Consider the following 22,860-nt stretch of genomic DNA (forward strand, 5'->3'; position numbering starts at 1 on the left):
GTCAAGGCGGCGTCAGAAATATCCAAGGGTGATCGACTTGATGTGTGGGGCGCGGGAGGCGACGATGTGTGGCGCGAAGCGACTTCTGAGGAGCCTGCCGCGCCCCACACATCACTCCCCCAAATCATTTCTTGACGTGCAGCCCACACTCCTTGGCCGCCTCGTCTTCCCACCACCAGCGGCCTGCGCGGAACTCTTCGCCCAGGCTGATGGCGCGGGTGCAAGGGGCACAGCCGATGCTGGGGAAGAACTGGTCGTGTAGCGGGTTGTAGTCCACTTGGTTTTCGGCGATGTAGTGCCACACGTCGCCCCAGCTCCACTTGGCCAGCGGGTTGAACTTGGCCAGGTGTTTGGTGGCTTCTTCGCTGGTGTCCAGCAGCGGCACCTCGGCGCGGGCGGTGGATTGTTCTTGGCGCAAACCGGTGATCCAGGCGCGTTGGCCTTTCAGGGCGCGGGCCAGCGGCTCCATCTTCCGCACGCCGCAGCACTCTTTGCGCAGTTCCATGGACTTATAAATCGCGTCCTGGCCTTTGTCACGTACAAACTGGATCACCGACTCCTGCACCGGGCGGAACACGTGGATGGGCGCACGCGAATGCGCCTGCGTGCGCTCCAACAGGGCGAGGGTTTCGGTGTGCAGTGCGCCGGTCTCCAGCACAAACACCGGGATGTCGAGCTGCAGGCTGTTGATCAGGTGCGTGATCACCACGTCTTCGGCGCCCAAGCTGGAGGCTTGGGTGACCGGGGTGAACTCGGCGGCAGCACGTTGCAACAAAGCCTGGGTCTCGGCCAGCTTGGCGGCAAAGTCAGGGCTGGCCTTGGCGTTTTGCTCAGTGGCTTTGAGCGGGGCGTTGCGGGAAGAAATCAGGGACGAAGTCATCAGGCCGCCTGTGCGAAATGAGGTTTTGTCTCCACAGCCGAGCCTTGGTAGAAACCGGCGTAGCGGTCCAGCTGGCGCTGGGCGGCGCTGGCGTCGACGCCTTCTTTCAGCACAGCCACGTCAAAGCCGGTGCGCTGCATCTGCACCAGTTGGTCGATCAGCACGTCGCCTGTGGCGCGCAGTTCGCCCGCAAAGCGCAGGCGGCGGCGCAGCAAAAAGGCCTGGCTGTAGGCGCGGCCATCGGTGAAAGCCGGGAACTGCAAGTCGATGCGGGTGATGCCCGAGAGATCCAGTGTGCGTGGGTCCAGGTCGTTGGCCAATTCCAGCACGCCGGTCTTGTCCGTGGCCTGGTGTTCTTGTGTGGTGATGATTTTCATATCGTGTTCTCCCTGCGTTCAGACGGTTTCAGCGTCTGCTGCTGGATGGCGTGCTGCATTGGCGGCGGCTTTGAACGGGTCTTGGCCGACACGGCGCAGGGTCTCGATGAAGGCTTCTTGCTGGCCCTTATCGGTGGACACACGCAGCTGCTTGTAGGTCTCCAAGATGGCTTCGATCACATCGGGCACCTCGAAAGAGGAGAACGACGGGCCGACCACCTTGCCAGGTGTGGCCGCGCCGGACAGGTCCTTGCCGTCCGAGCCGCCCAGCGTGACCTGGTACCACTCCTTGCCGTCTTTGTCGACACCCAAAATGCCGATGTGGCCCGAGTGGTGGTGACCGCAGGAGTTGATGCAGCCGCTGATGTGGAAGTCGATGTGCCCCAGGTCTTCCAGCTCGTCCAGGTCCTGGTAGCGCTCGGTGATGGCGCTGGCCGTGGGGATGGAGCGGGCGTTGGCCAGTGCGCAGTAGTCGCCGCCGGGGCAGGCGATCATGTCGGTCAAGAGGCCGATGTTGGGCTGGGCCACGCCCAGCGCCTTGGCTTCGAGCCACAGGGCGTGCAGCTGGTCCAGGCGCACCCAGGGCAGCAGCAGGTTTTGGGTGTGCGAAACGCGGGCTTCGCCAGCCGAATATTTCTCGACCAGTGCGGCAGCGGCATCGAGCTGCTCGGCGGTGGCGTCACCGGGGGCGTAGCCCGGGCGCTTGAACGACAGTGACACGGCGCGCAGCTGCGGGTTGCGGTGCGGGCGTACATTGCGCGCCAGCCAACGGGCAAAGGCGGGCGTCTTGGCTGCTTCGATGCTCAAAGCGGCTTCGGCTTGGGCGAGCCACTCATCGGTGTTCTCAGGCAAGTTCAGCGCAGGGTCCACAAAACCGGCTTTCACGCGGTCGAGTTCGGCTTGCAGCAGGGTGTGCGGCGCGCCGTCGCGCTCGATGATTTCGCGGAACTCGGTCTCGACTTCGTCAAAGTAGCGCTGGCCTTCGGCCTTGACCAAAATCTTGATGCGGGCTTTGTACTTGTTGTCGCGGCGGCCCCAGCGGTTGTAGACGCGCACCACGGCTTCGAGGTAATTCATGATGTCCTGCCAAGGCAAGAACTCACGGATCACGACACCGTTGACCGGCGTGCGGCCCATGCCGCCACCGACCAGCACCTTGAAGCCCACGTCGCCCGCAGCGTTGTGAATCACTTGCAAGCCCACATCGTGCCAACCAATGGCGGCGCGGTCTTCGGTGGCGCCGGTGATGGCGATCTTGAACTTGCGCGGCAGGTGCGCAAACTCGGGGTGCAGCGTGCTCCATTGGCGGATCAGCTCGGCGTAGGGGCGGGGGTCCACGATCTCGTCCACCGCCACACCGGCCAACTCGTCGGTGGTGGTGTTGCGGATGCAGTTGCCGCTGGTCTGGATGCCGTGCATGTTCACGGTGGCCAGCAGCTCCATCACGTCGGCCGATTTGTCCAGCGGAATCCAGTTGAACTGCACGTTCTGGCGCGTGGTGAAGTGGCCGTAGTTGGTCGTCAGTTTGGGGGCCAGTCCAGCGATTTTGTCTTGGGTGGCTTGGGCTTCGGCCAGCAAGGCGGCGTCGGGCGTGTCGAACTCGCGGGCGATTTGGGCCAACACCTTGATCTGGGCGGCGTTGATTTCGCCATAGGGCACCGCCACGCGCAGCATGGGCGCGTAGCGCTGCACATACCAGCCGTTTTGCAGGCGCAGGGGGCGGAATTGGTCTTCGGTCAATTGACCCGTCTGCCAACGACCCAACTGGTCGCGGAACTCTGCGGCGCGGGCGCGCACAAAGGCTTTGTCGAAATCGGTGTACTGGTACATATCAAGGGCAATGCAAAAAAATCAGATCAAGACCAACTTGGTGCCCGCCCATGCCAGCAGCACGGACAGCAGCGAGCGGATCACGCGGTCGGGCGTGTGGTGCGTCAGGCGCGAGCCCAGCCAGATGCCGGGAATCGAGCCCGCCAGCAGCTTGGCCAGCAATGGCCAGTCCACCGAGCCCAGGGATGCATGGCCCAGCCCTGCCACCAGGGTCAAGGGCACGGCGTAAGCGATGTCGGCCGCCACGATGCGGGGCAGGGGCAGCATGGGGTAGAGCAAGAGCAGCACGGTGACGCCAATCGCGCCCGCGCCAACCGATGTGAGGGTGACCAAGGTGCCGATCAGCGCACCAAACAGCACCGGCAGGCTCCAGTGGCGGGGTGTGCTGGCACGGGCCTCATCGGCTGCGGCCAGATGGCGGGGCACTTGTTTGCCACGCACCGCCTTGTAAAGCATGGCTGCCGCCGTCAACAACAAGGCGATGCCCAAGGTCGTGGTCATCAGCGACTGAACCGCTGCAGAGGCTGGGCCCACCCAGTGCAAAAAGCCCAAAGTCACCAGACACGCCGGGATGCTGCCCGCGCTGAGCAAGCCCACCACACGCCAAGGCACGATGCGCTGGCGGGCAAACGAGACGGTGCCGCCCAGCTTGGTGAAGGCCGCAAACAGCAAATCGGTGCCGACCGCCATGTAGGGCTTCACGCCGAAGAAAAAGATCAACAGCGGCGTCATCAAGGAGCCGCCACCGACGCCCGTCAGACCCACGATGGTGCCGACGAAGAAACCTGCAAAGACATAAGCGAAATCAACCATGGGCAGGACTGTAAACGTCCTTTATGCCAAAACAAACGATTTATTGGTTGTAGATATATGTCAAATCGATATAAGAACGTGTTCAAGCGCCCACGGCGGCTGACCGTTCCGCCAGGATTCGGGCAGAAGGCTTCACATTCATGGTCATTTGAAACAGGCCCGCCGACAAGCCAATGGCCACGGCGCCTTGCCAGGCCAGGTCGTAATTGCCCAGGCGGTTGTAAATCAAACCACCGCCCCAGGCGCCGATGAAGGAGCCCACCTGGTGGCTGAAAAACGCCACGCCCGACAAAGTGGCCATGTAGCGAAGGCCAAACAAATGGATCACCAGACCCGAGACCAAGGGGACCACGCCCAACCACAGCGTGCCCATGGCGGCGGCAAAGATCAAAGTGCTGGTGGGGGTGGGTGGCGTCAGAAAATACACCGCGATGATGACCGAGCGCAGCACATAAATGCCGCCCAACAGCAGGCGTTTGGAATACTTGCCGCCCAACCAGCCGAACAGGTACGAGCCCATCACGTTGAACAAGCCCACCAGCGCCAAGGCTGTGCTGCCCACGCTGGGGTCCATGCCGCAGATGTCCAGGTAAGTGGGCAAATGGGTGGTGATGAAGACCAATTGCAAGCCGCACACAAAGAAGGCAATGGCCAACACCAGGTAACCGCGATGGCCCAAGGCTTCACGAATGGCTTCGGTCACGGTTTGTTGTACGCCCAATGGGGCTGGCACTTCAATCTGGTCCGCACGCCCGGCCATGAAGGCCGCTGGCACCATGACCGCGGCCAAGCCCAAAAAGCCGATCACGGCGGTTTGCCAGCCCGCTGTGCTGATCAGGTGTTGCGCCATGGGCGAGGCCAAGGTCAGCCCCAAAGAGCCCAAGGCAGACACCGAGCCCATGGCCATGCTGCGCTTCAGGGGCGAGACGGCTTTGGCCGTCACGCTCATGGCGATGTTGGATGCGGTGCACGACAGCGCCAAGCCCACACACAGGCCCATGCCCAGCGTCACGCCCCAAGCGGATGACGCCGTGAGGGCAAAGGCCAGCCCCAAGGCATAAATCGTCACCCCCAGCAAGGCCACGGGGCGCGCCCCATGCCGGTCGGCCAGGATGCCCATGAAGGGCTGCGTGGCGCCCCAAACGATGTTCTGGATGGCAATGGCCAGCGAGAAATCGGCCGCCGTGATCCCGATGTCGCGGATCATGTGGGGCTGCAGCAAGCCAAAGCTTTGGCGCATGCCCATGGCCAAACTCAGCATCACGGCAGCGCCGCCGAGGATCAAGGCCACATGGAATCGGGACAGGTCGGTTTGTTTCATCTGCGCATTATTTGCAAACTACACAACATGGCCTGCCTGTTGGCGACACCGCCTCGTCAAGCGCAGGCCACGGGGGCCGGGTGCAATCAGGGGTTTCATCCGACATGCGCGCGATCTTGTTGAATGTCACTGGTGCGACAGGGTTGAAGTCGGCTGGTAAAGTCACGTTTTTTAACGCTAACCCCTAGGCCCTTATGAACCGCTTTATGACCGCAGGCTTGGTGCTCGTCTCCTCCACAGCCTTTGCCCAGACCCCCATCAAAATTGGCGAAATCAACAGCTATTCCGCCATCCCCCAGTTCACCCAGCCCTACAAGCAAGGCTGGCAACTGGCTGTTGAAGAAATCAATGCCCAAGGCGGGCTGCTGGGCCGCAAGGTCGAGGTCATCGCCCGAGACGACGCGGGCAAGCCCGAAGAAGCCCTGCGCCACGCCATCGAGCTGAGCTCCAAAGAAAAAGTGGACGTGCTGGCCGGCGGCTTTTTGTCCAACGTGGGCTTGGCCCTGGCCGACCACGCGCACAAGAACAAGCGCCTGTTTGTGGCCAGCGAGCCGCTCACGGATGCCATCGTCTGGGACAAGGGCAACCGCTACACCTTCCGCCTGCGCCCCAGCACCTACATGCAAGCGGCCATGCTGGTCGAAGAAGCGGCCAAGCTGCCCGCTAAGCGCTGGGCCACGATCGCGCCCAATTACGAATATGGCCAAAGTGCCGTGGCCAGCTTCAAGGAGCTGCTCAAGGCCAAGCGCCCCGATGTGGAGTTTGTCAGCGAGCAGTGGCCCGCCCAAGGCAAGATCGACGCGGGCAGCACGCTGACGGCCACCATGGCCAGCAAGCCCGACGCGATTTTCAACGTGACCTTTGGCGCGGACCTGGCCAAGCTGGTGCGCGAAGGCAACCAGCGCAATGTGTTCCCCAAGACACCCGTGGTGTCGCTGCTGTCGGGCGAGCCTGAATACCTGGAAGTGCTGAAAGACGAAACGCCCAAGGGCTGGATCGTGACCGGCTACCCCTGGGACCAGCTGGACAACAAAGAACACGCCAGCTTTGCGGCCAACTACTACAAGAAGTTCAACGAGAACCCCAAGGTCGGCTCGGTGGTGGGTTACGCCACCATGCAGGCCATCTTTGCAGGCATCAAGAAAGCCAACTCGACCGACAACGAAAAACTGGTCACCGCCATGCGCGGTTTGAAGTTCAGCACCCCGTTTGGCCCGGCCGAGTTCCGCGCGATTGACCAGCAATCCACCATGGGCGCCTACGTCGGCAAGCTCGACCAGCGCGGCGGCAAGGGCACCATGGTCCAGTGGCGCTACGCCGACGGCAAAAGCTACCAGCCGACCGACGCGTATGTGAGGTCGCGCCGCCCGGCCGAGGCGATGAAGTAAAGCCCTCATCCCGGGCTCATTCGTCATCCTAGATCAGTTCGTCATCCCTGGCCAGTTCGTCATCCCTCCAAAGTTAGTCATCCCGGGCTTGACCCGGGATCCATCTTTGCTCGGGCATGGACCCCGCATCAAGTGCGGGGTGACGGGGTGGCATGGACCCTGCATCGAGTGCGGGGTGACGGGGTGGCATGGACCCCGCATCCAGTGCGGGGTGACAGCTTGGCATGGGCCGCTCATCAAGTGCGAGGAGGCATGAGGAATAGAGCTCCCAACGGGAGCGGGCCGGCATGTCAGCACAGCAAGGCGCAAGTCGTTCAGTGCTTCTTATAGCGTTCCGCCGCCAGATGCTTGGCCAGTGAAGGTGCCAACGGCAGGGCTTCGTTTTCGAGCCAAGCCGCCAAGAGTTCACCACACAGCACCGCCAAGCTGATGCCTCGTGCACCCATGCCCGCGCACAGCCACAGGCCGGGCAGCCTTTCGCTGTCGATGGGGCCCACAGCGGGCAGGCGGTTGGGCAGGGTGCAGCGCAAACCGGCCCAGCCCTGCACATGCTCAGGTCCAAACTGGTCTTGCATGGCCTCACCCAAGTCGGGCAGCAAGGTGGCCAGGCGCAGTTGGTTGGCCGCGTGGTCTTCCTCACGCACAGGGGCTTGTTCGCAGTTGCGCTCGAAGGTAGAGCCGATGTACCAGCCGGGCTGACCGTCCGGGGTGGGCACGTTGCTGATGAAGCTGCCGTGGCCGTTGACCGGGAACGGTGGCAGCAGCTGCCGCTGGGCCTCGTTCAAATCGTGCATGTGGCCAAAACTGATTTGGCCACGCAAGGGGTTCAGCGGCACGGCAAAACCGGGCAGGGGCTGCAGCAAAGCCAGGCTGTCAAAGGCACTGGCCACCACCAACAAGGAGGCTTGGCCGAGGGTCTGGCCTTGGGCATCGGTCACGGTCCACAGATCGCCGCGCCGTTCAATGGTTTGCGCTTTGTGTTGCCAGAGCACCTGCACGCCAGGTGTTTGCAGCTGCGCCGCCACCAGTTGCCGGGGCCTGATCCAGCCGGCCTGCCCGTGCCAGAGCGCCGGTGTGTCGGGCGCAAGTCCTGCAGCCGCAATTTGTGCTGCACTGGCTGGGCTGCTGCCATCCAGCGCATTGTCTGGGGAGCCCGGATCGGCCGTGGGCAGTTTGCGTTTGCCGGCCAGGTTGTGTTCCAGAACACCCGTCAGGGCCCAGTCGTTGCCGCTTTGCAGCAGCGCCTGGGCGCGTTGCAGCGTGGCGCTAACCCCCGCACGCGTGATGCGAGACAGCACGTTGTCGTCGGGCGAGACATGGGGTGCGGCCAAACCTGCAGGCAAACCCGATGCACCAGCGCCAACACCGCCCGCCTGGTCGATGACCGTGACGGCCCATCCGCGCACGGCCAAGCTGTGCGCTACGGCGGAGCCGGACAGACCCGCACCCATGACCAGCGCGTGGCGTGTCTGTGGCGGGTGGCTCAAGGCGTCAGGGTTTGCGCTGGGCGAAGCCAAATCAGTTGGCTGCTGGGGGTACGTAGCCTTGTGCCGCGTCAGCGCCAGAGCCAAAGAAATGGTTTTCCATTTGGCGGGCCAGGTATTGGCGGGCGCGCAGATCGGCCAGGTTCAGGCGGTTTTCATTGACCAGCATGGTCTGGTGCTTGAGCCAATCGGCCCAGGCTTGCTTGCTCACGCTTTCCCAAATGCGTTTGCCCAAATCGCCGGGGTAGGGCGGAAAATCCAGGCCCTCTGCTTCGGTGCCGAGTTTGATGCATTGAACGGTACGTGCCATGGTGATTGCTGCCTTGATCTATCTTAAGAAGCTCTGGTTATACGGATATAAAATTTCAGTATTTCCAGTTGTAAGCGGTTCGGGGGAAAATACGGCCTGTTTTGCGACAGATCGGCTTTTCTCGCCGTCTTTCAAGGCCCAACTGTAGCAAGCTTTCAGCTCCCCTTTGTGGCCATGGGACTCTTGTCCTGGCCCCCAACCCAAAAGATTTCATGAGTGCATTTCTCGAAGAACGCGTTCTGAGCGTTCACCACTGGACCGACCGACTGTTCAGCTTCACCACCACGCGTGACCAGGCCCTGCGCTTTTCGAATGGCCACTTCACCATGATCGGCCTGCGTCAGGAAAGCGGTAAACCGCTGCTGCGCGCTTACTCGATTGCCAGCGCCAACTACGAAGAACACCTCGAATTTTTGAGCATCAAGGTGCCCGACGGCCCGCTGACCTCCAAGCTGCAGCACATCCAGGTGGGCGACACCATCGTTGTGGGCCGCAAGCCCACCGGCACCTTGCTGTGCGACTACCTCTTGCCTGGCAAAAACCTGTACCTGATGTCCACCGGCACGGGCTTGGCCCCCTTCATGAGCATCATCCGTGACCCCGAAACCTACGAGCGTTTCGAAAAAGTCATCCTGGTGCACGGCGTGCGCCAGGTCAATGAGCTGGCCTACCACGACTACATCACCCAAGAGCTGCCCGCCAACGAGTTCTTGGGCGAGATGGTGACGAACCAGTTGCTGTATTACCCCACCGTGACCCGCGAGCCCTACAAAAATCAGGGCCGCGTGACCGACCTGATCGAAAACGGCAAACTGTTCGCGGACTTGGGCATGCCCAAGCTCAACCCCGAAACCGACCGCGTCATGATCTGCGGCTCCCCAGGCATGCTCAAGGACCTCAAGCGCATCTGCGAAGAGCATGGCCTGGCCGAAGGCAACACCAGCACCCCTGGCGCCTTTGTGATCGAACGGGCATTTGCCGACGCCTGATATTTCAGGCCCAGTCCATGGCTTTGTGACTTGCGTCACGACCAGCCCAGCACAACGGGAGCACAATGCTCCCGTTTCCATTTGCAAAGCCCCATGAAACTGTTTTCCATCACCTTGAACCGCTGTATGGCGCTCATTGCGCTGTTGTGCATTGGCATGCTGGCGTTTGGCTTGTACTTGCAACACGTGGTGGGTCTGAACCCATGCCCCATGTGCATCGTGCAGCGCTATGCGCTCATTGGGGTGACGCTCATCGCGCTGCTGGGCTCACGCTTGCGCAAGCCAGGCGCGATGTCGTTGATCGGCGTGCTGTTGGCGCTCATGGCTGGTTTTGGCGCTTTTGTGGCTGCACGCCAAAGCTGGCTGCAGTGGTACCCGCCCGAGATCGTCACCTGCGGCCGTGATTTTTACGGCATGGTCGAGAACTTCCCGATCAACCGCGCCATCCCCATGATCTTCAAGGGCAGCGGTGATTGCACCAAGGTGGATTGGACTTTCCTCGGCGGCTCGATCGCCAACTGGTCGTTCCTGGCTTTTGTCGGATTTGCGTTGATGGGCTTGCTGATCGCTGTGCAGGCTTGGCGCAGCCGCTGATTCAACGGGTGTCATTGCGAGGAGCGCAGCGACGCGGCAATCCAGCGTGTGCAGGGGCCGCAAAGACTGGATCGCCACGCTACGCTCGCGATCACAGGGGGCCGGATGGGCGGCACCGGTCATAACATCGGCGATAGCCTGTCATGCCGGACTTGATCCGGTATCCATGTCTGAGCAGGCACAACGCCTGCCCCACATCACAGCTTCTTGACCAGCACCAAGCTCTTGCGGTCCCAGTTGTATTTGCGTTTGCGCGCTTCGGGCAGCCAGTCGGGGTCGACCTGCACAAAACCGCGTTTGATGAACCAGTGCATGGTGCGCGTGGTCAGCACAAAAATGCTTTTCAGGCCCATGGCGCGGGCGCGTTGCTCCACACGTTTGAGCACCTTCTCGCCGTCGCCCTGGCCCTGCGATTGGGGCGACACGGTCAGCGCCGCCATCTCTGCGGTTTTGGCTTCGGGGTAGGGGTAGAGCGCTGCGCAGGCAAAGATCACGCCGTCGTGGTCGATGATGGTGTAGTGGTCAATGTCGCGTTCGATCTCGGTGCGGTCGCGCTTGACCAGCGTGCCGTCTTTCTCAAACGGCTCGATCAGTTGCAAGATGCCACCCACATCGTCGGAAGTCGCTTCCCGCAGTTCTTCGAGCTTCTCGTCCACGATCATCGTGCCGATGCCGTCGTGCACATACACCTCCAACAACAATGCGCCGTCCACCGCAAAGGGCAAGATGTGGCTGCGCTCCACGCCTTCTTCGCAAGCCTTCACGCAGTGCTGCAGATAAAACGCCAAGTCGGTCGGCTGCGTGGGGTTGGGCGACTCGGCCAGCAGCTTCTTGGCCGCGGCCAGTGGCAGCTCGGTGTCGATCGGGTTGTCCTCGCTGGCCGGCTCGTTCGGGTGGATGCGAATGCCCGGAATCTCGGTCACAAAAATCAGCTTGTCGGCCTGCAGTTCGGCCGCCACGCTGGTGGCGACTTCTTCCATGGTCAGGTTGAAGGCCTCGCCCGTGGGCGAGAAGCCAAAGGGCGACAACAGCACCATCGCGCCCATGTCCAGCGTGCGCATGATGCCGTCCACGTCCACCTTGCGCACCAGACCCGAGTGCTGAAAGTCCACCCCGTCCACAATGCCCACCGGCCGCGCCGTGATGAAGTTGCCCGAAATCACCCGCACCGTGGAGCCCGCCATGGGCGTGTTGGGCAAGCCCTGGCTGAAGGCCGCTTCGATCTCATAACGCAATTGGCCCGCAGCCTCTTGGGCGCAGTCGAGTGCCACGCTGTCGGTGATGCGCATGCCGTGCGAATACTTGGGGGTGTGGCCCTTGGCCGCCAGTTGCTCGTTGACCTGGGGGCGAAAGCCGTGCACCAGTACCACCTTGACGCCCATGCTCTGGATCAGCGCCAAGTCTTGTGCAATCAGGCCCAGTTTGCCTGCCGCAATGGCCTCGCCCGCGATGCCCACCACAAAGGTCTTGCCTCGGTGCATGTGGATGTAGGGCGCCACCGACCGGAACCAGGGCACGAAAGTGAAATTGAAGACTGTGGGCATGGGCGGGCAATCGGCTGCAAAAGTGGCAGGGTGCGCGGGACTGGGATAATCCCCCGCTGTTCTTGCATTGATTTTCACAGAAGTTTCCGCCTTGTCCGACACCCCCCTCCAAATCGACTTCCCCGAAGGCCTGCCGGTCTCTGCCCGCCGTGACGAAATCATGGCCGCCATGGACCAGCACCAAGTCATCATCGTCTGCGGCGAAACCGGCTCGGGCAAAACCACGCAGCTGCCCAAGATTGCGCTGGCGCTGGGGCGCGGCAAGCTGAACGCCAAGCCCGGTGAACGCGCCCGCATGATCGGCCACACCCAGCCCCGGCGCATTGCGGCCAGCTCGGTGGCCAAGCGCATTGCCGAGGAATTGAAGACGCCGCTGGGTGAAGTGGTGGGTTTTAAGGTGCGGTTTCAAGACCGTTTGAGCAAAAACGCCTCCGTCAAGCTCATGACCGATGGCATCTTGCTGGCCGAAACCCAGACCGATCCGCTGCTGCAAGCGTATGACACCATCATCATCGACGAGGCGCACGAACGCAGCCTGAACATCGACTTCTTGCTGGGCTACCTGCGCCAAATCTTGCCGCGCCGCCCCGACCTGAAAATCGTCGTCACTTCGGCCACGATCGACGCTGACCGATTTGCCAAACACTTTGCCTCGCGCCACGGACCGGCGCCGGTCATCATGGTCTCGGGCCGCACCTTCCCGGTGGAGCAGCGTTACCGCCCGTTTGAAGAGACGCGTGACTACGGCCTGAACGAGGCCATGGCCGACGGCGTGGACGAACTTTGGCAAGGCGGGGCAGGGGGCGACATCCTGATCTTTTTGCCCGGCGAGCGCGAGATCCGCGAAGCCGCCGACCACCTGCGCAAGCACTTGGCGCATCAGCCGCTCACGCGCAACGCCGAAGTGTTGCCGCTGTTTGCCCGCCTGTCGCAGGCTGAGCAAGACCGGATTTTTGAAGCGTCCAATGGCCGCCGCATCGTGCTGGCCACCAACGTGGCCGAAACCTCATTGACGGTGCCGGGTATCCGCTACGTGATCGACGCAGGCACGGCGCGGGTCAAGCGCTACAGCCTGCGCAGCAAGGTCGAGCAGCTGATGGTCGAGCCGATCAGTCAGGCGGCAGCCAACCAGCGTGCCGGTCGTTGCGGTCGCGTGGCCAACGGCATTTGCATTCGCCTGTACGACGACAAAGACTTTGCAGGCCGCCCGCGCTTCACCGATCCGGAAATTTTGCGCTCGTCTTTGGCAGGCGTGATCTTGCGCATGAAGAGCCTGCACCTGGGTGTGGTGGAAGACTTCCCGTTCATCGAAGCGCCATCCAAACGCGCCATCACCGACGGCTACCAATTGCTGGCCGAGCTGGGCGCAGTGGACGACGACAACGAGCTCACCCCCATTGGCAAAGAGCTGGCCCGCTTGCCGCTGGACCCCCGCGTCGGCCGCATGATTTTGGAAGCCCGTGGCCGCGAAGCGCTCGACGAAGTACTGGTGATCGCCAGCGCCATGAGTGTGCAAGACGTGCGCGACCGCCCCATGGACGCGCAGGCCCAGGCCGACCAGCAACACGCCAAGTTTGACGATGACAAGAGCGAATTCACCGGCTACCTGAAACTGTGGAAGTGGATTCACGACGCACGTGGCGGCGAACCCCATCCCCGTGTATCCGTCATTGCGAGCGAAGCGCGGCAATCCAGTGGTCTTCAGGCTGGATCGCCGCGTCGCTCCGCTCCTCGCGATGACGGGGGCCGCACCAACCCGTCCACCCACAAACTCAGCAACCGCCAATACGAACAACTGCTGCGCCAGAACTTCATCAACATCCGCCGAGTGCGCGAGTGGCGTGACACGCACACCCAGCTGCTCACGGTGGTGGCTGAGCACAAGTGGCGCATCAACACACAGCCTGCGAGCTACGAGCAGCTGCACCTGTCCATGCTGGCCGGCCTGCTGGGCAACGTGGGCTACAAGCTCGAAGACGAAGAAGCCTATTTGGGCGCACGTGGCATCAAGTTCCACAAGCACCCCGGCGCGCACCTGAGCAAAAAGCCGGGCCGCTGGATCGTAGTGGCCGAGCTGGTGGAAACCACGCGCCTGTTTGGCCGGGGCATTGCCGCGATTGAGCCACAGTGGTTGGAGCAGGTTGGCGCGCATTTGCTCAAGAAACAACTGCTTGACCCGCATTGGGAAAAGAAATCCGCCGAAGTGGTGGCGTTGGAGCGGGCCACGCTCTATGGCCTGGTGGTCTACAGCGGCCGCCGCACCCCCTACAGCCGGGTGGACATGCACGGCGCACGCGAGATCTTCATCCGCGAAGCGCTGGTGGGTGACCAGTGGGAGACCAAGCTGCCGTTCCTGGCCGCCAACCATAAGATGATCGCCAAGGTCGAAGAGCTGGAACACAAGTCGCGCCGCCAAGACGTTTTGGTGGACGACGAGCTGATCTACGCTTTTTATGACCAGCAACTGCCCGCCGACGTGTGCAGCGGCCGCCTGCTGGAAAACTGGTACCGGGCCGAAAGCGCCAAGCAGCCGCGCCTCTTGCTGCTGACCCGCGAAGAGCTGATGCGCCACGAAGCCGCAGGCATCACCACGCAGGCCTTCCCCAAACACATTCGCCTGGGCGGCACCGACTGCCAGGCGACCTACCTGCACGAACCCGGCGACGCCCGCGATGGCGTCACCGTGACGGTGCCGCTGTTTGTGCTGAACCAGGTGAGCGAAGACCGTTGCGAATGGCTGGTGCCCGGTTTGCTCAAAGACAAAATTCAGGCCCTTCTCAAAAGCCTACCGCAGCGCCCGCGCAGCCGCTTTGTGCCGCTGCCCGAGTCGGCCACGCGCCTGGCCGCTGAGCTGTCGGTGCCCGAGGTGTTTGGTGCCGGGTCGCTGACCGACGTGCTGCTCAAAAAAGCCCGCGACGAAACCAGCCTGGACATCAAGCGCACCGACTTCAAACACGAGATGCTCAGCCCGCACCTGTTCATGAACCTGTGCGTGGTCGACGAACACGGTCGCCAACTGGGCATGGGCCGCAACCTGGGTGCGCTCAAAGGCGAGCTGGGCGCCAAAGCGCGTGGCGCGTTTCAGGCGCTGGCGCAGCTGAAAGTCGCGGCCAGTCCGTCACCTGCGAATGGCCCTCAAAATAACGCGGACCCATTTCCCGTCATTGCGAGCGAAGCGCGGCAATCCAGCCAACGCGCACCCGCAACAGCCAAACCCGCCGCCGCACCCAAGCCCCTGGCCCCCCAGCGCTACACCACCTGGACCTTTGGCGAACTCCCCGAGCTGATGGAAATCAGCAAAGGCGGCCAGACCTTGATCGGCTTCCCCGCCCTAGTGGACGTGCAAGACGCCGTCACCATCGAGGTATTTGACGAGCCCGACGTGGCCGCCACCAAAAACCGTGCGGGCCTGCGCCGCCTGTTTGCGCTGCAGATCAAAGACGCGCTCAAGTACCTTGAGAAAAACATCCCCGACCTGCAAAAAATGGCCGTGGCCTACATGCCACTGGGCACGGCGGATGAGCTGAAAACCCAGATCATCGACGTGGCGCTGGACCGCGCCTTTTTGCTCGACCCGCTGCCCAATGACGAACAAACCTTCAAGCGCCGCATCGAAGAAGGCCGGGGTCGCCTCACCCTGATTGCCAACGAAGTGGCCCGCTTGGCGGGCACCATCTTGCTGGAGTTTGGCGCAGCCACCCGCAAGATCAAAGACACCAAAAATGCCCCCGACGCGACGGCAGACTGCACGCAGCAACTGCAACGCCTGATGCCCAAAAACTTCATGGCCACCACGCCGTGGCCGCAGCTGCAGCACTGCGCCCGCTACCTCAAGGCCATCACCCTGCGCCTGGAAAAATACCGCGCCGACCCCGCCCGCGACGCCCAGCGCCTGACGGAGCTGAAACCCCAAGAGCAACGCTATTGGCGTCTGGTGGCCGAACGCAAAGGCGCCCAAGATGCCCGCATGCTGGAGTTCCGCTGGCTACTGGAAGAGCTGCGCGTGAGCTTCTTCGCACAAGAACTGCGCACCCCGCAGCCGGTGAGCATCAAGCGGCTGGAGAAGGCTTGGGGGCAGTTGAATCATTGAAGGGAGTTTGTGGTGACGTCCGTCAATGAAAAAGCACCCGACGGTGCCCTGGTGTTGGCTGTGTGGCGACTCAAGCCTGCACGGGTTGCGCCACCAGTTTCACCCCCAGCGCTGTGCAGACGCGGGCAATCGTGTCAAAGCGCGGGTGCGAAGTAGGGCGCAGGGCTTTGTAGAGCGCTTCGCGGGTCAGCCCTGAGGCACGGGCCACTTCGGTCATGCCGCGTGCGCGGGCGATGGTGCCCAGCGCGTGGGTCAGCTCGGTGGGGTCGTTTTCTTCCAGCACCAACGTCAGGTAGTTGGCCACGTCCTCATCGGTCTTGAGGTATTCGGCCATGTCGAAGTCGGGCAGGTCGGCGGCTTTGATTTTTCGGGTCATGCTCAATCACTCCGTGATGGTTCGGCTCAATGCAATGGCACGGGCGATGTCGTCTGACTGCGTGGACTTGTCGCCACCGCCCAGCATCAAGATCAGCATGCCGTCCCGCTCGACGTAATACATGCGCCAGCCGGGTCCAAAGAACTCGCGCATTTCGCTGACGCCTTCGCCCACAGGGGCCACATCGCCCAGCAAACCGCGCTGGACTTTTTCGAGCCGTCGGGTCAGTCGGATGCGTGTCATGCCGTCCCTGAGGTTGGCCAGCCACTCATCAAACTCGGGCATGCGTTTGATCGTGTACATCGTGATTGTAATCAGTTGTTCACACTATGTAAGTGTGTTGGAGGCAGCAATGCCTCAAGACTGGCCACATATCGACCATAAGAATGGATTATTAAGTAACAAATTCTTATTTTCTGGTGGAGTGCAATTTCAGTAAAAACCGCTGTGATGCATCACTCAGGCAAACTACGCACCTTCGTTCACCTTCCCAGCCGCCAATCAATCGATACGTCAGCCGCTGGGACGCCTCAATTGCCCGGAACCACAGCATGGAAATCAAAGTCAATTTTCTCGACAAACTGCGCCTGGAGGCCAAGTTTGACGACTTCACCGTGCTGGCCGATCAGCCCATTCGTTACAAGGGCGATGGCTCGGCGCCGGGGCCGTTTGATTATTTTTTGGCCTCGTCGGCTTTGTGTGCGGCTTATTTTGTGAAGCTGTATTGCGAGACGCGCGGCATCTCTACTGAGCACATCCGTCTGTCGCAAAACAACATCGTGGACCCCGACAACCGCTACCTGCAGACCATCAAGATTCAGGTGGAGTTGCCGGCCGACATGTCCGACAAGGACCGCGTGGGCATTTTGCGGTCGATTGACCGTTGCACGGTCAAAAAGGCGATCCAAGCGGGCCCTACCTTCATCGTTGAAGCGGTGGACAACCTCGACGCCGATGCGCAGGCCTTGCTCACCCTCAACCCCGATGCGCAAGCGCAGACCTTTATTACGGGCAAGGACTTGCCGCTGGAGCAGACCATCGCCAACATGACGCGGGTCTTGGCCGATTTGGGCATCAAGATCGAAATCGCGTCCTGGCGCAACCTGGTGCCCAACGTGTGGTCGCTGCACATCCGCGACGCGCATTCGCCCATGTGCTTCACCAACGGCAAGGGCTCGACCAAAGAGAGCGCCTTGGCCTCGGCGCTGGGTGAATACATCGAGCGCCTGAACAACAACCACTTTTACGCGGGTGTGTTTTTTGGCGAAGACATCGCGCAGGCCGACTTTGTGCACGACCCGAAAGAGCGCTGGTTCCAGCCCGGCAAGCGCGACGCGCTGCCCAAAGGCTTGTTGGACGCGCACTGCCTGCCCATCTACAACCCTGATGGCGAGCTCAAGGCCTCGCACCTGTTCGACACCAACTCGGGCAACACCGAGCGCGGCATTTGTGCGCTGCCTTATGTGCGCCAGTCCGACGGTGAGGTGGTGTACTTTCCGTCCAACTTGGTGGAAAACCTGTTCGTGAGCAACGGCATGAGCGCGGGCAACACCCTGGTGGAAGCGCAGGTGCAGTGCCTGTCAGAAATTTTTGAGCGCGCCGTCAAGCGCGAGATTCTGGAAGGCGAAATGGCTTTGCCCGACGTGCCGCCAGCCGTGCTGGCCAAGTACCCCGGCATCGTGGCGGGCATCGAGGCTTTGGAAGCGCAGGGATTCCCGGTCTTGGTCAAAGACGCGTCGCTCGGCGGGGTCTACCCGGTGATGTGCGTGACCCTGATGAACCCGCGCACGGGCGGTGTGTTCGCGTCCTTTGGCGCACACCCGCGTATGGAGGTGGCGCTGGAGCGCAGCCTGACCGAGCTGCTGCAGGGCCGCAGTTTTGAGGGCCTCAACGACCTGCCCGCGCCCACCTTCATCAGCAACGCGGTGACCGAGCCCAACAACTTTGTGGAGCACTTCATCGACTCCAGTGGCATCGTTTCGTGGCGGTTTTTCAGCGCGCAATCGGACTACGAATTTGTGGCGTGGGACTTTGCCGGGGAGGGCGAGGACGCCACCGCGCAAGAGGCCGCCACACTGTTCGGCATTTTGCAGGCCATGGGCAAAGAAGCTTATGTGGCGGTGCACGACCAACTCGGTGCCACCGCCTGTCGAATCCTGGTGCCGGGTTATTCCGAGGTGTACCCGGTCGACGACCTGATCTGGGACAACACCAACAAAGCGCTTTTGTTCCGCGCCGATGTGCTGAACCTGCACCGCCTGGACGACGAGGCGCTGGAGGCTTTGTTGGACCGGTTGGAGAACAACGAGCTGGACGATTACCTCGACATCGCCACGCTGATTGGCATCGAGTTCGACGACAACACGGTGTGGGGCCAGCTGACGGTGATGGAGCTCAAGCTCTTGATCCATCTGGCTTTGCAGCAGCTGGAAGAGGCCCACGAACTGGTGGGTGCTTTCTTGCAGTACAACGACAACACGGTGGAGCGCCGCTTGTTTTACCAAGCCTTGAACGTGGTGCTGGAGGTGACGCTGGACGATGACTTGGCCCTGGAAAACTACGTGGTGAACTTCAGGCGCATGTTCGGCGATGAGCGCATGGATGCGGCCATTGGCTCGGTGGACGGCAGCGTGCGCTTTCATGGCCTCACGCCCACCAGCCTCCAGCTTGAAACCCTGGACCGGCACCAGCGCTTGCTCGACAGCTACAAAAAACTGCACGCAGCTCGGGCCAGTGTGGCGGCGAAGCGGGCCTTGGTTTAAACCTGACAAGCGGGCAGCTGCCGGTCATGGGCGGCTGCCGATGCCTGCCCATGAAAAAAGCACCCGCAGGTGCTTTGGTGTTGGCGGTGGCGCGTTTCAAGCTTGCGATATCGTATTCGCCATCAGTTGTTCACACTCTTCAAGTGAGTGGTTTCAAGTTCCCCATCGGGCCCGAGGAGCACCAGTTCTTCTACGCCTGCGTTTTTGGAAACCACGAATCGGACCCGCCGGTCGTGCTCCGACAAGGGGTTGAGTACATAGACCGTGGCATTGGGGTCGCGGTCGTGGCCGCGTTCGGTATTCAGGTCGCCGATCACGCGTTGGCCGTCGGCCAGCATCCGGTAGCCCAGGAGGTCGTCGCGCAGTTGCAGCTCGATGTCTTGGCCATCCAGCTCGCCGATGTAGGTGGGGCCGTTGTACGTGGTTCGGGGTGAAGTCTGGGTGGACTTGTTGCAGGTGTCCCAGCGTTCTTCGTAGCGCCCGCCATCGTCCAGGCAGCGGTCATTGGCCACAAAGGCCCGGCCCCAGCCCAAATAGAGCGCCACAAAACCGGCGATGGTGCAGACCAGCAGCGCCAGCCATGGGGGGATGCGCAAGGTCACCGCACCACCTTCAGCAAGGTGTAGGTGATGCTGGGCGCATCGGCTGGCGGGTTTTCAATTTTGTCTTTGCGCACGCGCAGGGTGTAGTGTTTGCCCGGCACGTGCGTGAAGCCTGCGATGCTGCTAAACAGGGGCTCCCATCGGGGGGCTGCTTGGCCGGGCTCACGCTCTCGCACCATGAGGCATTGCATCTCGACCATGCCGGTGCAGCTGCGGCGCTTGGGCGCCACTTCCAGCGTGACGGCGCTGCTCAGCCAGGGGCGCACGCATTGGTTCAGCTCTTCGTTCCATTGGAAGCCTGCAGAGCCTTTGCAGCCATGCGCGTCCACATCGCTGCCGGGCATGGGCATCGGCATGGGCATGGGCATCGTCGCGGGCTTGGGCGTGGACATGGTGATGCATTCTCCTTGCGACACAAAGGTGGCTTTGGCCGCATCGAGCATGCAGCGGTTGGGGAATGTGCGGGGCGCGGGCTCGCCCGCAACCTGGCCGCACACGGGGGCGTATTCGCGGGTGCAGATTTGCGCGAAGGAGGTGCTGCTGGCGAACAGGCCCATGAAGGCTAGCAAGCTGGCACTGACGGCTTTGTGGAGATGGCGGTTTTTCATGAAATTTTCAAATGTTGTCACCACGCGCTGCGCAGCACGGGTACGGTGTGCAGAGCTGTTCAGTTTACGAAAAGCGGTGTGACGAATTTGTCAATTCCGTGGACTGGCGTCTGTTTGCGCGTGTTTTGCCCGAAGTTTTTTGTAAGGGCCTGAAACAAGGCCGATCAGATCAGGCTGCGTCCTGCTGCGCTTCGATGGCGCAGGGCCCATGCATTTTGACTTCGGGATTCAGCGCTCAGCGCTCAGAGGTGCATGCCTGTGGCAGCTGACCAGGTGGTCGTTGACCATGCCTGAGGCTTGCATGAAGGCATAGCAAATGGTGGAGCCCACAAATTTGAAACCAGCTTTGAGCAGGGCTTTGCTCATGGCGTCGGACTGCGGTGTTTGGGCGGGCACCTCGCTCATGCTGCGGCGCTGGTGCTGCAGGGGCTGACCATCGACGAATTGCCACACGAAGCCGCTGAAGCTTTGCCCGCTCGCTTGCAGGGCCAAATAGGCTTTGGCATTGCCAATGGTGGCCGCCACCTTCAGTCGGTTGCGCACGATGCCTGGGTCGGCCAGCAGCTGGGCGACTTTGTGCTCGTCGTAGCGGGCGATTTTTCCAGGGTCAAACTGGTCAAAAGCGAGGCGGTAGGTCTCGCGTTTTTTCAAGACGGTCGACCACGACAGTCCGGCCTGTGCGCCTTCGAGGTTGATCAGCTCGAACAAGGCCCGGTCATCGCGCAGGGGCACGCCCCATTCGGTGTCGTGGTAGTGGCGGTAAAGCTCAAAGCCTTCGCACCAGGGGCAGCGTTGCATCGGGGACCTTTGACTTTCTGGGTGGAGGACTTGGCTTGGTTCGCCATGTGGGGGCCGGTGACGCGGCACCAAGCCGTTAGACACCATGTCTACACCCGACGGTGAATTGACCCCATGCGGCGGGCGCTGAAAAATCCATCCACATTTTATGAGAGGTGGATGCCATGGTGCCCTGTCATGCGATCTTGGTGGCGAATTCGTCCTTGGCGCGTTTGTTTGAACGACGCAGCTTGTTGCAACCTTGGGTGGAGGTTCAGGATTGGTGGCACGGCGAAGGCCAAATGCATGCCCGTGATCTGGAGCGTACGCCGCCGGGGCATTCGATGGCTGGACGCACGGGCCTGGCGCCACACACAGACACCCGGCACCGCGAGCGCGCCGTGTTTGCCCAAGCCGTGGCCAAGGACTTGGAGCAGGCGATGGTCATGGACAAGTGGCAAGAACTGGAGATCTTTGCTTCCAATCCTTTTTTGGGCGAGTTGATGGCGCACTTGGACGGCGCCTTGAAAAAGACAATTCGGGCCACGCATCCCCTGGATTTGACGTCACTGTCTGCGCAAGACATCGAAGCGCGTTGGCGCAAAGATTTCATGGTTTGAGTGGCGCTGCAGATCGCATCATCTGCAGCACTGCTGCATCTTCGACGGGCTGAAAATCTTCGTAAAACTGCCCGACCCCCTGGAAGTTCTCTGGCACCAGCAGGCACACCAGCTCGTCGGCCCAGGGTTTGACGTATTCGAGCGCTTGGGCACTGGCCACAGGAACGGCGCACACCAGCCGAGCGGGGTTTTTTTGTCGAAGGGTTTTCAACGCTGCAACCATGGTGGCCCCCGTGGCCAAGCCATCGTCCACCACAATCACGGTGCGGTGGGTCGGACTGATGGGGGCGCGTATCGCCGTGTACTGTCGCCTTCTTTGCTGCAGTGTTTGCAACTGAATCGCGGTTTCTTTTTGGATGTAGTGGCTGTCGGCACCCAGGTCTTGGGCATGGTCGGTCAAACAGGTGTCGCCATATTCGTCGACGGCCCCAATGGCCACTTCCGGCATCCAGGGGGCACGCAGTTTGTGCACCAGCACCACATCCATCTGGCCATGCAGTTGCCGTGCAAGCACCAAGGCCATGGGCACCGCCCCTCTTGGAATGGCCAAGACCAAGGGATGCTGACCTTGGTAGGCCTTCAAGGCTTTGGCCAATTGCCGTGCAGCGTCCAGACGGTTTTTGAACATCACCGATCCATTCTTCGCATTAAAAAATCTTGTTAAAGCGCCACCTTGCTCACCATTTGCCCGATGCACCGCCGCCGCCAAAACCGCCACCGCCGCCTTTGAAGCCGCCGCCCGGGCCACCACGGCCATAGCGGGCACGCAGCAAGCCAGCCAGGCCGATCCAGGTGGTCAGCAAGGTGATGCCACCTGCCATCAGGGCCATGGAGAAGATGCCCAGCAAAAGCCAGGTGACAGCACCGACGATGGCGGCGGTCATGACCGCGCCAGGAAAGCGCCCCAGAACGGCACGCAAGACAAAGCCGAGCAGAGCACCGGCCACGATGATCCAAGTGATGTCCATGTAGGGCGCCGTGGGGGTCTCCATGCTGGGGGCGGGCAGGGGCTCGCCATCGATCACCCGCACCATGCGCTGCACACCGGCTTGCAGGCCTCCGGCGAAGTCTTGTTGCCGAAAGCGGGGCGTGATGACTTCTTCGATGATCCGTTTGCTGGTGGCGTCGTTCAGCGCGCCTTCCAGGCCGTAGCCCACCTCGATGCGCACGCTGCGGTCGTTTTTGGCCACCAGCAAAATCGCGCCGTCGTCGACTTTTTTGCGACCCAATTGCCAACGCTCGGCCACGCGCAGGGCGTATTGCTCGATCGTTTCGGCTTGCGTGCTGGGCACCAGCAGCACCGCCAGCTGGCTGCCTTTGCGCGATTCCAGCTCACTCAGGATTTGTTCGAGCGTTTGCTTTTGATCGGCTGTGAGTGTGCGGGTTTGGTCGACAACATGGCCGCTCAATGGGGGCACCGGCACCTGTGCGCACAGCGCCCCGCTCAGCAAGGCGACAAGCCAAATGAACCGGCTGAGTGCGCGCCGCCACATGG

21 protein-coding genes are annotated in these 22,860 nt (G+C 61.7%); 6 read left to right on the plus strand and 15 right to left on the minus strand.

Annotated elements, in window-relative coordinates:
* Nucleotides 1-124: 124 nt before the first annotated feature.
* The 5 genes from B9Z43_RS14290 to B9Z43_RS14310 form a co-directional block, all read right to left on the minus strand.
* On the minus strand, nt 125-880 hold the full coding sequence (locus tag B9Z43_RS14290; RefSeq protein WP_108326616.1) for a phosphoadenylyl-sulfate reductase: 756 nt from the start codon (nt 878-880) through the stop codon (nt 125-127).
* Entirely contained in the window at nt 880-1,257 is a 378-nt protein-coding gene (locus tag B9Z43_RS14295; protein WP_108326617.1) for a DUF934 domain-containing protein, read from the minus strand. Before B9Z43_RS14295 ends, B9Z43_RS14290 begins: the two co-directional genes overlap by 1 nt.
* Nucleotides 1,258-1,275: 18 nt before the next feature.
* On the minus strand, nt 1,276-3,087 hold the full coding sequence (locus B9Z43_RS14300) for a nitrite/sulfite reductase (RefSeq protein WP_108326618.1): 1,812 nt from the start codon (nt 3,085-3,087) through the stop codon (nt 1,276-1,278).
* Between the two features lie 21 nt (nt 3,088-3,108).
* Complete coding sequence (locus tag B9Z43_RS14305; protein WP_108326619.1) at nt 3,109-3,900, minus strand: sulfite exporter TauE/SafE family protein; 792 nt, start codon at nt 3,898-3,900, stop codon at nt 3,109-3,111.
* 82 nt (nt 3,901-3,982) lie between these two features.
* Complete coding sequence (locus B9Z43_RS14310; protein ID WP_108326620.1) at nt 3,983-5,221, minus strand: MFS transporter; 1,239 nt, start codon at nt 5,219-5,221, stop codon at nt 3,983-3,985.
* 194 nt (nt 5,222-5,415) lie between these two features.
* Here B9Z43_RS14310 and B9Z43_RS14315 point away from each other — a divergent pair, with 194 nt between their 5' ends.
* Complete coding sequence (locus B9Z43_RS14315; RefSeq protein WP_108326621.1) at nt 5,416-6,609, plus strand: ABC transporter substrate-binding protein; 1,194 nt, start codon at nt 5,416-5,418, stop codon at nt 6,607-6,609.
* A gap of 314 nt (nt 6,610-6,923) precedes the next feature.
* On the opposite strand, the gene mnmC is transcribed toward B9Z43_RS14315, so the two are convergent.
* On the minus strand, nt 6,924-8,096 hold the full coding sequence (gene mnmC / locus B9Z43_RS14320; protein ID WP_233250093.1) for an FAD-dependent 5-carboxymethylaminomethyl-2-thiouridine(34) oxidoreductase MnmC: 1,173 nt from the start codon (nt 8,094-8,096) through the stop codon (nt 6,924-6,926).
* Between the two features lie 31 nt (nt 8,097-8,127).
* Nucleotides 8,128-8,403 carry an oxidative damage protection protein gene (locus B9Z43_RS14325; protein ID WP_108326622.1) on the minus strand — a complete coding sequence of 92 codons (276 nt, stop codon included), beginning with the start codon at nt 8,401-8,403 and terminating at the stop codon, nt 8,128-8,130.
* Nucleotides 8,404-8,615: 212 nt separating this feature from the next.
* On the opposite strand from B9Z43_RS14325, the gene B9Z43_RS14330 reads away from it, so the two are divergent.
* On the plus strand, nt 8,616-9,392 hold the full coding sequence (locus B9Z43_RS14330) for a ferredoxin--NADP reductase (protein ID WP_108326623.1): 777 nt from the start codon (nt 8,616-8,618) through the stop codon (nt 9,390-9,392).
* Between the two features lie 93 nt (nt 9,393-9,485).
* The gene (locus B9Z43_RS14335; protein ID WP_108326624.1) at nt 9,486-9,986 is read left to right on the plus strand and encodes a disulfide bond formation protein B; all 501 of its coding nucleotides are present in this window, start codon (nt 9,486-9,488) and stop codon (nt 9,984-9,986) included.
* Nucleotides 9,987-10,183: 197 nt separating this feature from the next.
* Here the strand turns inward: B9Z43_RS14335 and argA are convergent, their stop codons facing one another.
* Complete coding sequence (gene argA / locus B9Z43_RS14340; protein ID WP_108326625.1) at nt 10,184-11,530, minus strand: amino-acid N-acetyltransferase; 1,347 nt, start codon at nt 11,528-11,530, stop codon at nt 10,184-10,186.
* A 91-nt stretch (nt 11,531-11,621) separates the two neighbouring features.
* Here argA and hrpA point away from each other — a divergent pair, with 91 nt between their 5' ends.
* Nucleotides 11,622-15,620, plus strand: coding sequence for an ATP-dependent RNA helicase HrpA (hrpA, locus tag B9Z43_RS14345; RefSeq protein WP_108326702.1), 3,999 nt, complete (start codon nt 11,622-11,624; stop codon nt 15,618-15,620).
* Nucleotides 15,621-15,690: 70 nt separating this feature from the next.
* Here the strand turns inward: hrpA and B9Z43_RS14350 are convergent, their stop codons facing one another.
* On the minus strand, nt 15,691-15,996 hold the full coding sequence (locus tag B9Z43_RS14350) for an addiction module antidote protein (protein WP_199222318.1): 306 nt from the start codon (nt 15,994-15,996) through the stop codon (nt 15,691-15,693).
* Between the two features lie 6 nt (nt 15,997-16,002).
* Nucleotides 16,003-16,299 carry a type II toxin-antitoxin system RelE/ParE family toxin gene (locus tag B9Z43_RS14355; protein WP_108326627.1) on the minus strand — a complete coding sequence of 99 codons (297 nt, stop codon included), beginning with the start codon at nt 16,297-16,299 and terminating at the stop codon, nt 16,003-16,005.
* A 248-nt stretch (nt 16,300-16,547) separates the two neighbouring features.
* Here B9Z43_RS14355 and B9Z43_RS14360 point away from each other — a divergent pair, with 248 nt between their 5' ends.
* Entirely contained in the window at nt 16,548-18,758 is a 2,211-nt protein-coding gene (locus tag B9Z43_RS14360; RefSeq protein ID WP_108326628.1) for an OsmC domain/YcaO domain-containing protein, read from the plus strand.
* Between the two features lie 122 nt (nt 18,759-18,880).
* On the opposite strand, the gene B9Z43_RS14365 is transcribed toward B9Z43_RS14360, so the two are convergent.
* The 3 genes from B9Z43_RS14365 to B9Z43_RS14375 form a co-directional block, all read right to left on the minus strand.
* The gene (locus B9Z43_RS14365) at nt 18,881-19,360 is read right to left on the minus strand and encodes a hypothetical protein (protein ID WP_108326629.1); all 480 of its coding nucleotides are present in this window, start codon (nt 19,358-19,360) and stop codon (nt 18,881-18,883) included.
* On the minus strand, nt 19,357-19,968 hold the full coding sequence (locus B9Z43_RS17565) for a DUF4377 domain-containing protein (protein ID WP_108326630.1): 612 nt from the start codon (nt 19,966-19,968) through the stop codon (nt 19,357-19,359). Before B9Z43_RS17565 ends, B9Z43_RS14365 begins: the two co-directional genes overlap by 4 nt.
* A gap of 228 nt (nt 19,969-20,196) precedes the next feature.
* A complete protein-coding gene (locus B9Z43_RS14375; protein WP_108326631.1) occupies nt 20,197-20,766 on the minus strand; it encodes a DNA-3-methyladenine glycosylase I in 570 nt (189 codons plus the stop codon).
* Nucleotides 20,767-20,930: 164 nt separating this feature from the next.
* Between B9Z43_RS14375 and B9Z43_RS14380 the strand changes: the two genes are divergently transcribed.
* Nucleotides 20,931-21,365, plus strand: a complete 435-nt coding sequence (locus B9Z43_RS14380; RefSeq protein WP_108326632.1) for a host attachment protein — start codon at nt 20,931-20,933, stop codon at nt 21,363-21,365.
* On the opposite strand, the gene B9Z43_RS14385 is transcribed toward B9Z43_RS14380, so the two are convergent.
* Nucleotides 21,355-21,993, minus strand: a complete 639-nt coding sequence (locus tag B9Z43_RS14385; RefSeq protein WP_108326633.1) for a phosphoribosyltransferase — start codon at nt 21,991-21,993, stop codon at nt 21,355-21,357. The two genes, B9Z43_RS14380 and B9Z43_RS14385, sit on opposite strands and share 11 nt — an antisense overlap.
* Before the next feature lie 49 nt (nt 21,994-22,042).
* Nucleotides 22,043-22,858 (minus strand): YgcG family protein, encoded by an 816-nt coding sequence (locus tag B9Z43_RS14390; protein WP_108326634.1) that lies wholly within the window; start codon nt 22,856-22,858, stop codon nt 22,043-22,045.
* Between the last annotated feature and the right edge of the window lie 2 nt (nt 22,859-22,860).

The organism is Limnohabitans sp. MMS-10A-192 (assembly GCF_003063335.1).
Taxonomy (GTDB): domain Bacteria; phylum Pseudomonadota; class Gammaproteobacteria; order Burkholderiales; family Burkholderiaceae_C; genus Limnohabitans_A.